The sequence below is a fragment of the Streptomyces sp. ISL-10 genome (assembly GCF_018614575.1).
GTDB lineage: Bacteria > Actinomycetota > Actinomycetes > Streptomycetales > Streptomycetaceae > Streptomyces.
Map to the genome: position 1 here is coordinate 150,497 of NZ_JAGGOJ010000021.1, position 13,428 is coordinate 163,924.

The following is a 13,428-nucleotide window of genomic DNA, read 5'->3' on the forward strand; positions in this document are numbered from 1 at the left end:
TGTGACCCCGGTCACCCTTGCGTTCGTTTCGTTCACACAAAACCGCCCAGGCAGACTGAACCCATGCGCATTCCCCGTCCCCGCAGCCTCGCGGGCCAGCTCTTCGCGATGCAGGTCGTGCTGGTCGCCGCCGTCGTGGCGGGCTGCGCGCTCTTCGCGTACCTCATCGGCCGCTCCCAGGCCGAGGAGTCGGCCCGGCTGCAGACCAGCGCCACCGCGTCCGCCGCCGCCCGCTCCCCGTCGGTCGTCGAGGCGGTCCGCTCCGGCGACCCCTCGGCGAAACTCCAGCCGTACGCGGAGGCACTGCGCAAGGACGCGGGCATGGATTTCGTGGTGATCATGGACCCGCAGGGCCGGCGCTGGAGCCATCCGGAGCCCGGCCAGATAGGGCGGACGTATCTCGGTCACATCGAGCCCGCTCTGCGCGGCGAGATCTACAGCGAGCAGTACACGGGCACGCTCGGTCGGTCCGTACGCACCGTGGCGCCGGTGCGTGACGGCGGGCAGGTCGTCGCGCTCGTCAGCGCCGGCATCACGATCGAGGAGATCAGCGAGCAGGTCGCGAAGCAGCTCACGGCGCTGCTCGGCATGGCGGGCGGGGCGCTCGCACTGGGAGGCATCGGCACGTACGTGATCAACGCCAGGCTGCGCCGGCACACGCACGGCATGAACGCCGCCGAGCTGGGCCGGATGCACGACTACCACCAGGCCGCGCTGCACGCCGTCCGCGAGGGCCTGGTCATGCTCGACGGCTCGCGGCGCATCGCGCTGGTCAACGACGGGGCCCGGGAGCTGCTGGGACTGGGCGAGGACGCCGTCGGCCGCCCGGTCGCGGAGCTCGGCCTGCCGGCCCCGCTCATGGGTGCACTGCTGGCGTCCGAGCCACGGGTCGACGAGGTGCACCTGACGGCGGACCGGGTGGTCGTGGTGAACACGCAGCCGGTCGTCGGGGGCGAGAAGCGCGGCACGGTGGTGACCCTGCGCGACCACACGGAGCTCCAGTCGCTGTCGGGCGAGCTCGACTCCGAGCGCGGGTTCTCCCAGGCCCTGCGCTCACAGGCCCACGAGGCGGCGAACCGGCTGCACACGGTGGTGTCGCTGATCGAGTTGGGCCGCGAGGACGAGGCGGTCGACTTCGCCACCGTGGAGCTGGAACTGGCGCAGGCCCTGACCGACCGTGTGGTGGGCGCGGTCGGCGAACCGGTCCTCGCGGCGCTGCTGTTGGGGAAGGCGGCGCAGGCGAACGAACGCGGTGTGGAGCTGGTGCTCGTGGAGGACAGCAGCATCGACGACGGCGTGCTGCCCTCGTCGCTGCCGTCGAGGGACCTGGTGACGATCCTGGGCAACCTGATCGACAACGCGGTGGACGCCGCGGGCGGCGTCGGGACGGAGGAGGCGGCCCTGGTGCCGGCGGACGTCGACGGCACCGGGCCGGTTCCCGCGGATCTGCGGGTCGTTCCGCCCCCGCCGGGCGGAGCCCGGGCGCGTGTCACCGTGACGGCGCGGGCCGAACGGGAGGAGCTGCTGCTGCGGGTCGCCGACACCGGACCCGGGGTCGACCCCGGGTCCGTCGAGGACGTCTTCCGCCGCGGCTGGTCCACCCACGGCCCCGGGCGCGGCATCGGGCTGGCGCTCGTCCGCCAGGCGGTGCACCGTGGACACGGCACGATCACACTCACCAGCGGCCCTGACGGCGGCGCCGAGTTCACGGTCCGACTCCCCCTGAACACGGAGGCCCGCGAATGACACTCCCTCACGGCCGCCCATCGGGCCACGGCCCGACCCCGGACCGGCAGGCGCGCCCCCTGACCGTGCCCCACGCGCGCCCGGCCGCCGCGCCCCACAACCCGGGCCGATGGGCCCATGCCCCTGGACGGCCCGCATCCGACGGGGCGGTCCGGGCCCCGCAAGCGAGCCCCCTGACCGCGCCCCACGGCCGCAGGCCGGCGGCCGGCCCGGCGGCACAGCCCGGCCACGGCCGGCAGCTCCCCGCGTGCCCGGCCACCTCCGCGGCTCACCAGGCCGGCTACGCGGCCCATGCCCCCGGACAGCCCGCATCCGGGGCGCCGGCCTCCCCAGCCCCGTACCGCAGCCATCGGCCCGAGACCGGTCCGGCGACGCAGCCACGGCCCGTCGGCCCGGACCGCGGACCGCGGACTCGCTCCATCCCCGCCCCACGGACGGGCCGGGCGCCCCGTCCGTATGGAACGGCCCCCGGACGGAAGCCACGCCCCGCCCCCGCACCGCACGTCCTCGCGCAGCCGGGCCGGGACCCCGCGCCCTACGGGCCGCCCGCCCCCGTGCCGCGACCTCCGGCGGACGTGCCCCGCGCCCCGGAGGCACGCTCATGACCATCCGGGTCCTCGTCGTCGAAGACGACCCCGTCGCCGCCGACGCGCACGCGCTCTACGTCGGGCGCGTGCCCGGCTTCGCCGTCGTCGGGGTCGCGCACTCGCGCGCCGAGGCGGTGCGGGCGCTGGAGCGCGGGGGCGTCGACCTGCTGCTGCTCGACCTGTACCTCCCCGACGGGCACGGTCTGCATCTGGTGCGGTCGCTGCGCGCCGCCGGGCGCTCCGCCGACGTCATCGCCGTCACCTCCGCCCGTGATCTCGCCATCGTCCGGGAGGGCGTCTCGCTCGGGGTCGTGCAGTACGTGCTGAAGCCGTTCACGTTCGCCACGCTCCGCGACCGCCTCAGCCGCTACGCCGAGTTCCGGGCCGCCGCCGGAGAGGCCAGCGGGCAGGAGGAGGTCGACCGCGCCCTCGGCGCGCTGCGGGCACCGCGTACGGCGACGACGCTCCCCAAGGGCCTGAGCGGGCCCACCCTGGAGGCGGTCACCCGCACTCTGCGCGAGTCCCCCGAAGGGCTGACCGCCGCCGAGGCCGCCGCCGCCGTCGGCATCTCGCGGATCACGGCACGCCGTTACCTGGAGCATCTGGTCACCGGCGGCCGAGCCGTCCGCAGCCCGCAGTACGGCCAGATCGGCCGCCCCGAGCTCCAGTACCGCTGGGTCAGCACCCGGCGCTGAACCCGCGTCGCGCAGCCAATCCCTATGCCTTGTACGGGGATTGCTCTGGTCACCTGACGGGTCGTACGGTCACGGGCAGCAGCCTGTAGCCTCGCACCCCAGCTCTGCCCGGTGCCCGGCTCCCCGGCTCGGAGGAGGTCGTGCCCGTGCGCCGCCCAAGCACGGCGCTGTTCCTCGCCACTGGCCAACTCCCCAGCGCCGTACGGCCCCGAGTGGTACTGCTGCCAATGGGCCCTGGCCTGACTGTGGTGACGGTGCGCGCCGGCTCGGCGGCGGGTTCACCCTCGGCGGGGCGGCCAAAGGGTGATCAAGGGGAGATCAGGGGACGATCAACCCCCTCCCTGCCAGTACCCTTCGGTAGCCCCCGCCTACGTCGACCACTGTTGATCAGCTCGGAGATTCCTACGACATGTAACTTGAGGGAAACGCACTGTAGTCGCCAGGGCAGGTGTGGCCTTACCTTGAGCGCGTGCAGCACATCCCCTCCCCACCCTTCAACGCCCCCGCCGCGCGCCGACTGCGCCAGGCCCTGGGGATGGCGCCCGGCCATGTCGCGTACGGCCTGCGCGCCCAGTACGGCCTCCAGGTCACACCGGACACGGTCATGGCATGGGAACGCGGGCTCGCCGCACCCGGCTCCCGTGAACTGACCGCGCTCGCGGGTGTGCTGTGGTGCTCCCCAGGCGAACTGCTCGCCGCCGCGACGACCCTGCGCGAGCACCGCATCGCGCGCGGCATGGCGGTCGAGGACGTCGCCCGCCGCGTCGGTCTCGACGCGGCCGCGTACCGGCGGATGGAGGACTCGGGCCGCTGGCGCGGCAACGAGCGCCAGACCGCCGCGCTCGCCGACACCCTCGGCCTGGCCCCGCGTGAGCTGCTGCAGGCGACGGGCCGCGACGAGGAGTTGGCCGAGCTGCTGCGCAGCGCGGTGACCGCGCGCTGGCAGGCGTACGTCCGCCCGGCGGGCAAGATGCTCCCGCTGGACCGCGGCCGACTGGAGGACGTGCTCCAGCAGTTGCACGCCGACTACCAGTCCCGGATGGTGGCGACCCTCAGCTGGGGCGAGGCGTCCAGGGACACGGGCGGGGCAGGCCGCGACTTCCTGGAGCGCATCGTGGACCACTTCTGGGACCTGGCCGACGTCTGACCCGCGCCGGGTCGCGGCGTTTCACAGCCAGCCGCGGCGGGCGGCGAGCGCTCCGGCCTGGAACCTGCTCGTGGCACCCAGCCGTTCGAGCACGGTCTTGATCCTGCGCTCGACGGTGCGGGAGGAGACCCCGAAGTGGCGGGCGATGCGCAGATCGGTCGAGCCCGCGGCCATCAGGCACAGCAGCTCCCGGTCCTCGTCGCCGAGAGCGGTGTCGAGCGTGCCTTCGACACCGAGCGGCATCGCCATCTCCCACACGGTCTCGAAGAGGCTGAGGAAGCCGTCGAGCAGGTCGGACCGGCCGATCACCAGCGATTCGGAGGTCCGGGTCCGCGACACCACCGGCACCAGGGCGAGATCCTCGTCGAAGATGACCAGCTTCATCGGGGTGCGGGCGATGAAGCGTCCCTCCTCCCCGTGCGCGAGGGTGTGCAACATGCTCGCGCGGGCGGCGGGGTGGTTCAGCGCCTCGGCGGCGTAGATCGTCCGGTACGAGATGCCGTCGCGCATCCGCCGCAGTTGGCGCTGGTCGTTGGTGCCGATCACCGCCGCGAAGGGCGGCGCGGCTATGCCCCGCACGCCGGCGCGGCAGTTCTCCTGACCGGTCTCGAAGAGGTGCAGCATCTCCTCGGCGGAAACGGCCCGGATCCGCGACGCGCTGCCCGCACCGCGGGCGGCGAGGTACTCCTGGGTGAGTGATTCGACGGCCTGGTGCGACTGGATCACCTGGTCCTCAAGGCGCCGCACCCACTCGGCGGCCACCGCGCTCGGCGGCAGGAGCGCCACCTCGAGCGGCAGCCCGGCGGCGGGCTGGGCGGCCCCGAGGTCGACCAGGCGGTCCAGCGCCTCACGGGTCTCGCGCTCGGTGAGGGAGGCCAGGGCGGCGAGTTCCCCGAGATCGAGCCAGGGCGCGCGGGCGAGCTCGGCGTAGACCCTCTCCAGGACGGGGTCGTCGACCGGGAGGACGCGGCCCTTGCCTCTTGTCCGCTCCGCCATGACTGCTCGCTCCCCTCGGCCTGTTGCGTACGGCGCAAGGGATGATGTCAGAGGCCCGGCGGGGGTGCGGTGAGGGGGACCACAGTCTTTGCGGGAACCTTGCGAAACGTGAGGCCGTGCCGTGCCGCCCGGTGCAGCGGCGGTACGGCACGGCCCGGGGACGACGGGGCGTCCCGGCGACTCAGCGGGTCGTCACTTGACGTTGACCGCGGCCCAGGCGGCGTTCACCGCCTGGTACTCGGCGCTGCTCGCGCCGTACAGGTCGGTCGCGGCGGACAGGGTGGCGGTGCGGGCGCCCGCGTAGTCGGTGGTGGAGGTCATGTACGCGGTCAGCGCCTTGTACCAGATCCGCTCGGCCTTGACCCGGCCGATGCCGCCGACGGCTCCGCCGTCGTAGGTCGGGCTGTCGTAGCTCACGCCGTTGATCGTCTTGGCGCCGCTGCCCTCGGAGAGCAGGTAGAAGAAGTGGTTCGCCGGGCCCGAGGAGTAGTGGACGTCGACGCGTCCGAGGCCCCTGTACCAGTAGTCCTTGGAGTTGCCGTCCCTGCTGGGCTTGTCCATGTAGCGCAGCGGGGTGCCGTTGCCGCGGATGTCGATCTTCTCCCCGATGAGGTAGTCGCCGGGGTCGGCCGTGTTCGAGGCGTTGAACTCGGCGGCGGCGCCGAAGATGTCGGACGTGGCCTCGTTGAGGCCACCGGACTCCCCGCGGTAGACGAGCCTCGCGGTGTTGGACGTGACGCCGTGGGTCATCTCGTGGGCGGCGACGTCCAGCGAGGTGAGCGGCTTGGCGTTGTTCGCACCGTCGCCGTAGGTCATGCAGAAGCAGGAGTCGGACCAGAAGGCGTTGACGTACGCGTTGCCGTAGTGGACGCGGGAGTACGCGGCTACGCCGTCGTTCTTGATGCCGCTGCGGCCGTGGACGTTCTTGTAGTAGTCCCAGGTGACCGCGGCGCCGTAGTGGGCGTCGACAGCGGCGTTCTGCCGGCCGCCGCCCCAGAGGTCGTCGGCGTCGTTGAAGAGGGTGCCCGAGCCGCTGGTGGACTGGAACATGTCGAGGGTGCGGTGACCGCCGCGGGCCCCGTCCTTGAGGTCGAAGGTGCTGCCGTTGGGCGTGGTGGTGAGCGCGACCGTGCCGTTGTGGTCGCCGGTGCCGGTGCCGGTGTGCACCGTCTCGTACGCGTACAGCTCGGCGCCGGTGGCCGCGTCGGTGACGACACGCAGCTCGCTGGGCGTGCCGTCGTGCTGCACGCCGGTGACGACGGTCTCCCAGGCCAGTACGGGCTTGCCGGACGCCGCCCAGACGACCTTGCGCGGGGCTCCCTCGGTCGCGGCCCTGTCGGTCTCCCCGGCCGCGGCGGCCTTCAGCGCGGACTTCTCTGCGGCCGACGCGGACACCTTCGCTTCGGTGCCGGACACGGATATACGGGCGGCGGTCGCCTTGGTGACAGCGCGCTTGCCGTTCTCCCTCTCGTGGACGACGAGGTCGCCGCCGAGGACCGGCAGTCCGGCGTAGGTGCGCTCGTAACGCGTGTGCACGGTGCCGTCGGCGTCCCTGATGACATCGCGGACGACAAGCTTCTCCTTGTCCCCGAGGCCGAGCGCCTTCGCCTCGGCACCGGCCCGGGCCTGCGCCGCCCTGACGGCAGTGGCCCGGTCGGCGGACGCCTGCGCGGTCGCCGCCGCGCCGTCCGCACGGTCGGCCTGGGCGGTGGCCGGACCGGTCTGCATACCGACGACGACCATCGCGGCCGAGGCCGCGAGAACAGCGGCTCGGGTGGTCGCCCTGCGGGTGGTGCTGCGTGTCACTCAAGTCTCCTTGGCAGGGGGCCGCGCGGTGTCCGCGGCCCGGCGGGGGGTGAGCGGCGGGGTGAGGCCGCCCTGATGCGGTGTCAGGAGCTCGCGGGCAGGCCGACGCCGGACGCCGGCGGACATCGTGGGGAACAAGTGCCGGATGGGGCGGGGGTGTTCGGCATGCCCGGTGGAACCCGGCCGAGACTGCCAGCAACCGGTGACTGAATGACAGAGGTCAGACAAATGAAGGGCTGTCGTATACCCGACATGCCGAATCGCGTCAGCGACTACGTCCGCTTTGCCCGCCCGAGGCGCCCCACCGAAAGGCCGTTCGCGCGCATTGCGGGCGATATGACCGCGTCAGCGCGAAGGTGCGTTTCCTCCGGGGCGGGCACGACGGACCTTCCCTCTTCGGCGGGCGGGCGCCGGTTCATCCCGCCGCGGCAGGTGTCCTGCGGTCGAAGGCGAAGAGCTGCCCCTTCGCGTCACCGGCGCACTCCAGCTGCCGTACCGGCTCCCCCGCCCGCGCGACGCCGCCCGCCACGCCGACACACAGGTCGCTGTGGAGCGGCCGCAGCCGGTAGCCGCGTACGGGTGAGCCGACCGGCTCCAGGCGGAACGCCTCGGCCGGGCCGCGCTTGCCGCACTCCTGGTCCTCGACCGGGGCGCCGGCTGCCGCCGACCTGTCCCGCACACCGGTGCAGCCCTCCCCGAACCTCTGATGGAACGTCACCAGCCGCCAGCCGCCGTCGATCCGCTCCAGCGAGAAGCGCGGGATGGCGTCCGGTGCACAGGTGCGCTGGAACAGCTGGCCGTTCTGGCCGCCGTTCTCCGCGAGGCACAGCCCGGAGTGGACGGCTCTGATCGACACGGCTCCGGGCGCGGGCGCTGGCCCCGGCCCGGACTCGACGGGCAGGGGCGTGGGCTTCTCCCCGCGTCCGTCGCCGCGTCCGTCGCCGCGTCCGTCGCCGCCTCCGCCGCCGGAGAGGGTGACGGCGGCGGCCACGGCAGCGGCGACGAGCAGGACTCCGGCGACGGCCGGCACCCCCCATGTCCGGCGGCGCGACCGGGGCACCGGGGAGCCGGGGGCCGGTGCGGGTGGTGCGGGCACCGGAGCGTGCGCCGCCGCGCCGGTGGGCCCACCGACGGCCCGGTCGGCCGCGGCCGTGACGGCGTCCGGTGACTCCCCCGCTGCCCCATCGGCCGCCGATGTGGCGTCCGGTGACTCCCCGGGCTGCCGTTCACCGCGCGCCAGTTCCTTGCGCACCCGCAGCCAGGTGTCCAGCTCGCCCGGATCGCATCCGCAGGCCCGGACGAAGGCGGCGACCAGCTCCTCGCGCGGCACCGTGCCGCGGCCGAGCATGTTGGCGACCGTGGAGCGCGGGAGCACATCACCGATGGCCTCGGCGCGGGAGGACAGTTCCCGGTACGTCAGCCCCGACCAGTCCTTGAGCGCCTGCAGAGCTGCCACGAACTCGGCTGCGCCGCCCGCCCGTTGCGGATCCGGAGCACCGCTCCTGGCCCCCGCCATCCGCTCTCCTTCTGCCGTCTCACCAGGCGGGACAGGGTGGGACATGTCCCGGACGGGCAACAGCCTTGCGAGGAGCGCCGCGGAACTCAAGAGTGATCTGCGCCAACCGGATTCCCGCTCCATCCAGACGCGGGCGGGCCGGGGGCGACGGGGGCACGGGGGATCACCGAGGGGGGCGACGGGGGAAGAACGAGTGGCCTTGACCGTCCACGGGGGGCGGCCAAGGCCACTCGGGCAGAACGTCGGGCAGGACCGGCGAGGAGGACCCGCTCAGAACACGGATTCCGCCTCGAACATCCGGTTCGCCGGCACGGTCTTCAACTGGGTGACCGCCTCGGCCAGCGGCACCATCACCACGTCCGTGCCGCGCAGGGCCGTCATCCTGCCGAAGTCGCCGCGGTGCGCCGCCTCCACCGCGTGCCACCCGAACCGGGTCGCGAGCACACGGTCGTACGCGGTGGGCGTGCCGCCGCGCTGCACATGGCCGAGAATGACCGGCTTGGCCTCCTTGCCGAGGCGCCGCTCCAGCTCCGCGGCCAGCCGGTTGCCGATGCCCTGGAAGCGCTCGTGCCCGTACTGGTCGATCTCGCCCTTGGCGTACTCCATCGATCCTTCGGCCGGGTGCGCGCCCTCGGCGACGCAGATGACCGCGAACTTCTTGCCCCGCGCGAAACGCTCCTCGACCATCTTCACCAGGTCGTCGACCTCGAAGGGCCGCTCGGGCAGGCAGATGCCGTGCGCACCGCCCGCCATGCCCGACTCCAGGGCGATCCAGCCCGCGTGCCGGCCCATGACCTCGACGACCATCACCCGCTGGTGCGACTCGGCGGTCGTCTTCAGGCGGTCGATGGCCTCGGTGGCGACCATGACGGCCGTATCGAAGCCGAAGGTGCGGTCGGTGGAGGAGATGTCGTTGTCGATCGTCTTGGGGACGCCGACGACGGGCATCCCGGCCTCGGACAGCATGCGGGACGCGGTCAGCGTGCCCTCGCCGCCGATGGGGATGAGCGCGTCGATGCCGTACTGCTTCGCCAACTCGGCCGCGTTCTCCGCCGCTTCGCGCAGTCGGCCGCGCTCCAGGCGGGTGGAGCCGAGGATGGTGCCGCCGCGGGCGAGGATGCCGCCCACCGCATTGAGGTCGAGGGGACGGTAGTGGCCGTCGAGCAGGCCCCGGAAGCCGTCCTCGAAGCCGATGACCTCGTCGCCGTGACCGGTCAGGGCCCGGTGCACGACCGACCGGATCACTGCGTTGAGGCCGGGACAGTCGCCGCCTGCGGTGAGAACTCCGATGCGCATCGTGCCGTGTCTCCTGCCCGTCGTGATACCTGTGAGCCCGGTCCGATTGTCCCACGGTGCCCGAACCGCCCGCGCTCCCAGCCTCACCGGACGGTCCGCGGACGGTCGGCGCCCCATCGTGCCCGACGGGCGCTTTATCTACCCCCAGGGGTATTGTCAAGAGGGCGATGCCGCCCCGGGCGGTTTTTCTGCACGCCCACAGTCGGCCGCCCGCCCGCGGCACGGCCTGCACGACGTACCGAAACGACGCAATGGACGGGAGAGCACGCGTGACGAGCAGGGGGCACCACCCGCCGAAGGCAGGGGGAGTGTACGTGACCGGGATCGACCGCGGAGACGGACGGCAGGTGGTCGAGCTGGGGGTCATGGAGCTCCTGACCCGCCAGGTGGACCGGGTCGGTGTCTTCCGCCCGCTCGTCCACGACGGGCCGGACCGGCTCTTCGAGCTGCTGAGGGCGCGCTACCGGCTGTCCCAGGACCCCGCGTCCGTGTACGGCATCGACTACCACGAGGCGGCGGCTCTGCAGGCCGAGAAGGGCACTGACGAGCTGGTCGCCGCCCTGGTCGAGCGCTTCCTGCGGGTGGCAAGGGACTACGAGGTCGTCCTCGTCCTCGGCACGGACTACGCGGGCACGCAGCTCCCGGACGAGCTGGCCCTCAACGCCCGGCTCGCGAACGAGTTCGGCGCCTCGGTGATCGCGGTGGTCGGCGGCAAGGGCCAGACGCCTCAGTCCGTCCGGGCGGAGACCCGCAACGCCTACCGGGCGTACGAGGGCCTGGGCTGCAACGTCCTCGCGATGGTGGCCAACCGGGTCGCGCCCGCCGACCGCACCGCGATAGCCGAGCGGCTCGCGGCCCGCCTCCCCGTCCCCTGCTATGTGCTGCCCGACGAGCCCGCGCTGGCCGCGCCCACGGTCGCCCAGATCACGCACGCCCTCGGGGGCACCGTGCTCCTCGGCGACGACTCCGGCCTCGCGCGCGACGCCCTGGACTTCGTCTTCGGTGGCGCGATGCTGCCGAACTTCCTGGGTGCCCTGACGCCCGGCTGCATGGTGGTCACGCCCGGCGACCGCGCCGACCTGGTCGTGGGAGCGCTCGCCGCGCACTCCGCGGGCACCCCGCCCATCGCGGGCGTACTGCTGACGCTGAACGAGCGCCCCAGCGAGCAGATCCTCACCCTCGCCTCACGCCTCGCCCCCGGCACGCCGGTGATCTCGGTCCCGGGCAACAGCTTCCCGACGGCCGGAGAACTGTTCGCGATGGAGGGCAAGTTGAACGCCTCCACGCCCCGCAAGGCGGAGACCGCGCTGGGCCTGTTCGAGCGCCATGCGGACACCGCCGACCTGCTGGCCCGGCTCGCGGTCGCCCGCAGCGGCCGGGTGACGCCGATGATGTTCGAGCACGAGCTGCTGGAGCAGGCCCGTGCCGACCGCCGCCGCGTGGTGCTGCCCGAGGGCACGGTGGAGCGGGTGCTGCGCGCCGCCGATGTGCTGATCCGCCGCGACGTGTGCGACCTGACGCTGCTCGGCGACACCGAGCAGATCCGCAAGAAGGCCGCCGACCTCGGCATCGACCTCTCGGCGGCGCAGCTGATCGACCCGCAGACCTCGGAGCTGCGCCAGACCTTCGCCGAGCGGTACGCCGGACTGCGCGCGCACAAGGGCGTGACGGTGGAGCTGGCGTACGACGTCGTCGCGGACGTCAACTACTTCGGGACGCTGATGGTCGACGAGGGCCTGGCCGACGGCATGGTGTCGGGCTCGGTGCACTCCACCGCGGCGACGATCCGCCCCGCCTTCGAGATCATCAAGACCAAGCCCATGGCGTCGATCGTCTCGTCCGTCTTCTTCATGTGCCTGGCCGACCGGGTGCTCGTCTACGGCGACTGCGCGGTCAATCCGGACCCGGACGCCGCGCAGCTCGCGGACATCGCGATCCAGTCGGCCGCGACGGCCGCCCGCTTCGGTGTGGAGCCGCGGATCGCGATGCTGTCGTACTCCACGGGCACATCGGGCACGGGCGCGGACGTGGACAAGGTGCGGGAGGCGACCAAGCTGGTCCGGGAGTCCCGGCCCGACCTGCGCATCGAGGGCCCGATCCAGTACGACGCGGCGGTCGAGCCGTCCGTCGCGGCGACGAAACTGCCCGATTCCGAGGTGGCCGGCCGGGCGACGGTCCTGATCTTCCCGGACCTGAACACCGGCAACAACACGTACAAGGCGGTGCAGCGCTCCGCGGGCGCGGTGGCGGTCGGCCCGGTGCTCCAGGGCCTGCGCAAGCCGGTCAACGACCTCTCGCGCGGCGCACTCGTCAGCGACATCGTCAACACGGTCGCGATCACCGCGATCCAGTCCCAGGCTCAGGAGCTCCCGGCATGACGGCCACCCGTGTACTCGTCCTCAACTCCGGCTCGTCGTCGGTGAAGTACCAGTTGCTGGACATGCGCGACAGCGCGCGGCTGGCGGTCGGCCTGGTCGAGCGGATCGGCGAGTCCACCTCGCGCCTGGTGCACACCCCGCTGGCCGGCGACGGCGAGCGGCGCGAGCATACGGGAGCGATCGCCGACCACTCGGCCGCGCTGAAGGCGGTCGCCGACGAACTGGCGCGCGACGGGCTCGGCCTGGACTCCCCCGAGCTGGCGGCCATCGGCCACCGGGTGGTGCACGGCGGCCTGCGGTTCACCGAGCCGACCGTGATCACGGACGAGGTGCTGGCGGAGATCGAGCGGCTGGTGCCGGTCGCGCCGCTGCACAACCCGGCGAACATCACGGGGATCCGTACCGCGCAGGCGCTGCGGCCGGACCTGCCGCAGATCGCGGTGTTCGACACGGCCTTCCACACGACGATGCCGGAGCCGGCCGCCCGGTACGCCATCGACGTCAAGACGGCCGACGCCCACCGCATCCGCCGTTACGGCTTCCACGGCACCTCGCACGCATATGTGTCGCGGACGACGGCGGCCCTGCTGGGCAAGGACCCGTCCGAGGTGAACGTCATCGTGCTGCACCTGGGGAACGGCGCCTCCGCGTCCGCGGTGCGGGGCGGCCGCTGCGTGGACACCTCGATGGGGCTGACGCCCTTGGAGGGGCTCGTGATGGGTACGCGCTCCGGTGACATCGATCCGGCGGTGACCTTCCACCTGATGCGGGTGGCGGGGATGTCGGCCGACGATGTCGACGTCCTTCTCAACAAGAAGAGCGGTCTGGTGGGCCTGTGCGGCGACAACGACATGCGGGAGATCCGGCGCCGTGTCGACGCGGGTGACGAGCGGGCGGCGCTGGCGTTCGACATTTACGTCCACCGGCTGAAGAAGTACATCGGGGCGTACTGCGCCGTGCTCGGCCGGGTGGACGCGATCGCTTTCACCGCCGGGGTCGGCGAGAACGCCGCGCCGGTGCGTGAGGCGGCGATCGCCGGCCTGGAGGGGCTGGGCCCGGTGGTGGACGCGGAGCTCAACGCCGTCCGCTCGGGCGAGGCACGGCTGATCTCGCCGGCTTCCGCACGGGTCGCGGTGGCCGTGGTTCCGACCGACGAGGAGCTGGAGATCGCCAGGCAGAGCTACGAGCTTGTGAAAAACATGGTGAACGCCTGAGCGGGCCGGCGCCCATTTGTACATTCCACCAGACGGAATATTCCGCA

9 protein-coding genes are annotated in these 13,428 nt (G+C 72.8%); 5 read left to right on the top strand and 4 right to left on the bottom strand.

Annotated features, from left to right (window positions below; all coding sequences use genetic code 11):
- Nucleotides 1-63: 63 nt before the first annotated feature.
- The 3 genes from J7E88_RS25325 (at nt 64) to J7E88_RS25335 (ending at nt 4,175) form a co-directional block, all read left to right on the top strand.
- Nucleotides 64-1,746: an ATP-binding protein gene (locus tag J7E88_RS25325; RefSeq protein ID WP_215184940.1), complete on the top strand. Its 1,683-nt coding sequence runs from the start codon at nt 64-66 to the stop codon at nt 1,744-1,746.
- A 601-nt stretch (nt 1,747-2,347) separates the two neighbouring features.
- A complete protein-coding gene (locus tag J7E88_RS25330) occupies nt 2,348-3,028 on the top strand; it encodes a response regulator (RefSeq protein ID WP_215184942.1) in 681 nt (226 codons plus the stop codon).
- 535 nt (nt 3,029-3,563) lie between these two features.
- Nucleotides 3,564-4,175 carry a helix-turn-helix domain-containing protein gene (locus J7E88_RS25335; protein WP_215185085.1) on the top strand — a complete coding sequence of 204 codons (612 nt, stop codon included), beginning with the start codon at nt 3,564-3,566 and terminating at the stop codon, nt 4,173-4,175.
- Nucleotides 4,176-4,196: 21 nt separating this feature from the next.
- On the opposite strand, the gene J7E88_RS25340 is transcribed toward J7E88_RS25335, so the two are convergent.
- The 4 genes from J7E88_RS25340 to J7E88_RS25355 all read right to left on the bottom strand — a co-directional run bounded on the left by J7E88_RS25340 (nt 4,197) and on the right by J7E88_RS25355 (nt 9,789).
- Nucleotides 4,197-5,171: a helix-turn-helix transcriptional regulator gene (locus J7E88_RS25340; RefSeq protein WP_215184944.1), complete on the bottom strand. Its 975-nt coding sequence runs from the start codon at nt 5,169-5,171 to the stop codon at nt 4,197-4,199.
- Nucleotides 5,172-5,363: 192 nt separating this feature from the next.
- Nucleotides 5,364-6,914: a M4 family metallopeptidase gene (locus J7E88_RS25345; RefSeq protein ID WP_215185087.1), complete on the bottom strand. Its 1,551-nt coding sequence runs from the start codon at nt 6,912-6,914 to the stop codon at nt 5,364-5,366.
- 478 nt (nt 6,915-7,392) lie between these two features.
- Complete coding sequence (locus J7E88_RS25350; protein WP_215184947.1) at nt 7,393-8,493, bottom strand: helix-turn-helix domain-containing protein; 1,101 nt, start codon at nt 8,491-8,493, stop codon at nt 7,393-7,395.
- Nucleotides 8,494-8,763: 270 nt separating this feature from the next.
- Nucleotides 8,764-9,789 (bottom strand): ATP-dependent 6-phosphofructokinase, encoded by a 1,026-nt coding sequence (locus J7E88_RS25355; RefSeq protein WP_215184949.1) that lies wholly within the window; start codon nt 9,787-9,789, stop codon nt 8,764-8,766.
- Nucleotides 9,790-10,040: 251 nt separating this feature from the next.
- Between J7E88_RS25355 and pta the strand changes: the two genes are divergently transcribed.
- Together pta and J7E88_RS25365 are read left to right on the top strand one after the other, a co-directional pair.
- Nucleotides 10,041-12,167, top strand: coding sequence for a phosphate acetyltransferase (gene pta / locus J7E88_RS25360; protein WP_215184951.1), 2,127 nt, complete (start codon nt 10,041-10,043; stop codon nt 12,165-12,167).
- A complete protein-coding gene (locus J7E88_RS25365) occupies nt 12,164-13,381 on the top strand; it encodes an acetate kinase (protein WP_215184953.1) in 1,218 nt (405 codons plus the stop codon). The genes pta and J7E88_RS25365 overlap by 4 nt, the downstream gene beginning before the upstream one ends.
- Nucleotides 13,382-13,428 lie beyond the last annotated feature (47 nt).

Coding starts and splice junctions, on each gene's coding strand:
- J7E88_RS25325 (WP_215184940.1), top strand. CDS start 64: ATGCGCATTCCCCGTCCCCGCAGCCTCGCGGGCCAGCTCTTCGCGATG.
- J7E88_RS25330 (WP_215184942.1), top strand. CDS start 2,348: ATGACCATCCGGGTCCTCGTCGTCGAAGACGACCCCGTCGCCGCCGAC.
- J7E88_RS25335 (WP_215185085.1), top strand. CDS start 3,564: ATGGCGCCCGGCCATGTCGCGTACGGCCTGCGCGCCCAGTACGGCCTC.
- J7E88_RS25340 (WP_215184944.1), bottom strand. CDS start 5,171: ATGGCGGAGCGGACAAGAGGCAAGGGCCGCGTCCTCCCGGTCGACGAC.
- J7E88_RS25345 (WP_215185087.1), bottom strand. CDS start 6,914: ATGGTCGTCGTCGGTATGCAGACCGGTCCGGCCACCGCCCAGGCCGAC.
- J7E88_RS25350 (WP_215184947.1), bottom strand. CDS start 8,493: ATGGCGGGGGCCAGGAGCGGTGCTCCGGATCCGCAACGGGCGGGCGGC.
- J7E88_RS25355 (WP_215184949.1), bottom strand. CDS start 9,789: ATGCGCATCGGAGTTCTCACCGCAGGCGGCGACTGTCCCGGCCTCAAC.
- pta (WP_215184951.1), top strand. CDS start 10,041: ATGGACGGGAGAGCACGCGTGACGAGCAGGGGGCACCACCCGCCGAAG.
- J7E88_RS25365 (WP_215184953.1), top strand. CDS start 12,164: ATGACGGCCACCCGTGTACTCGTCCTCAACTCCGGCTCGTCGTCGGTG.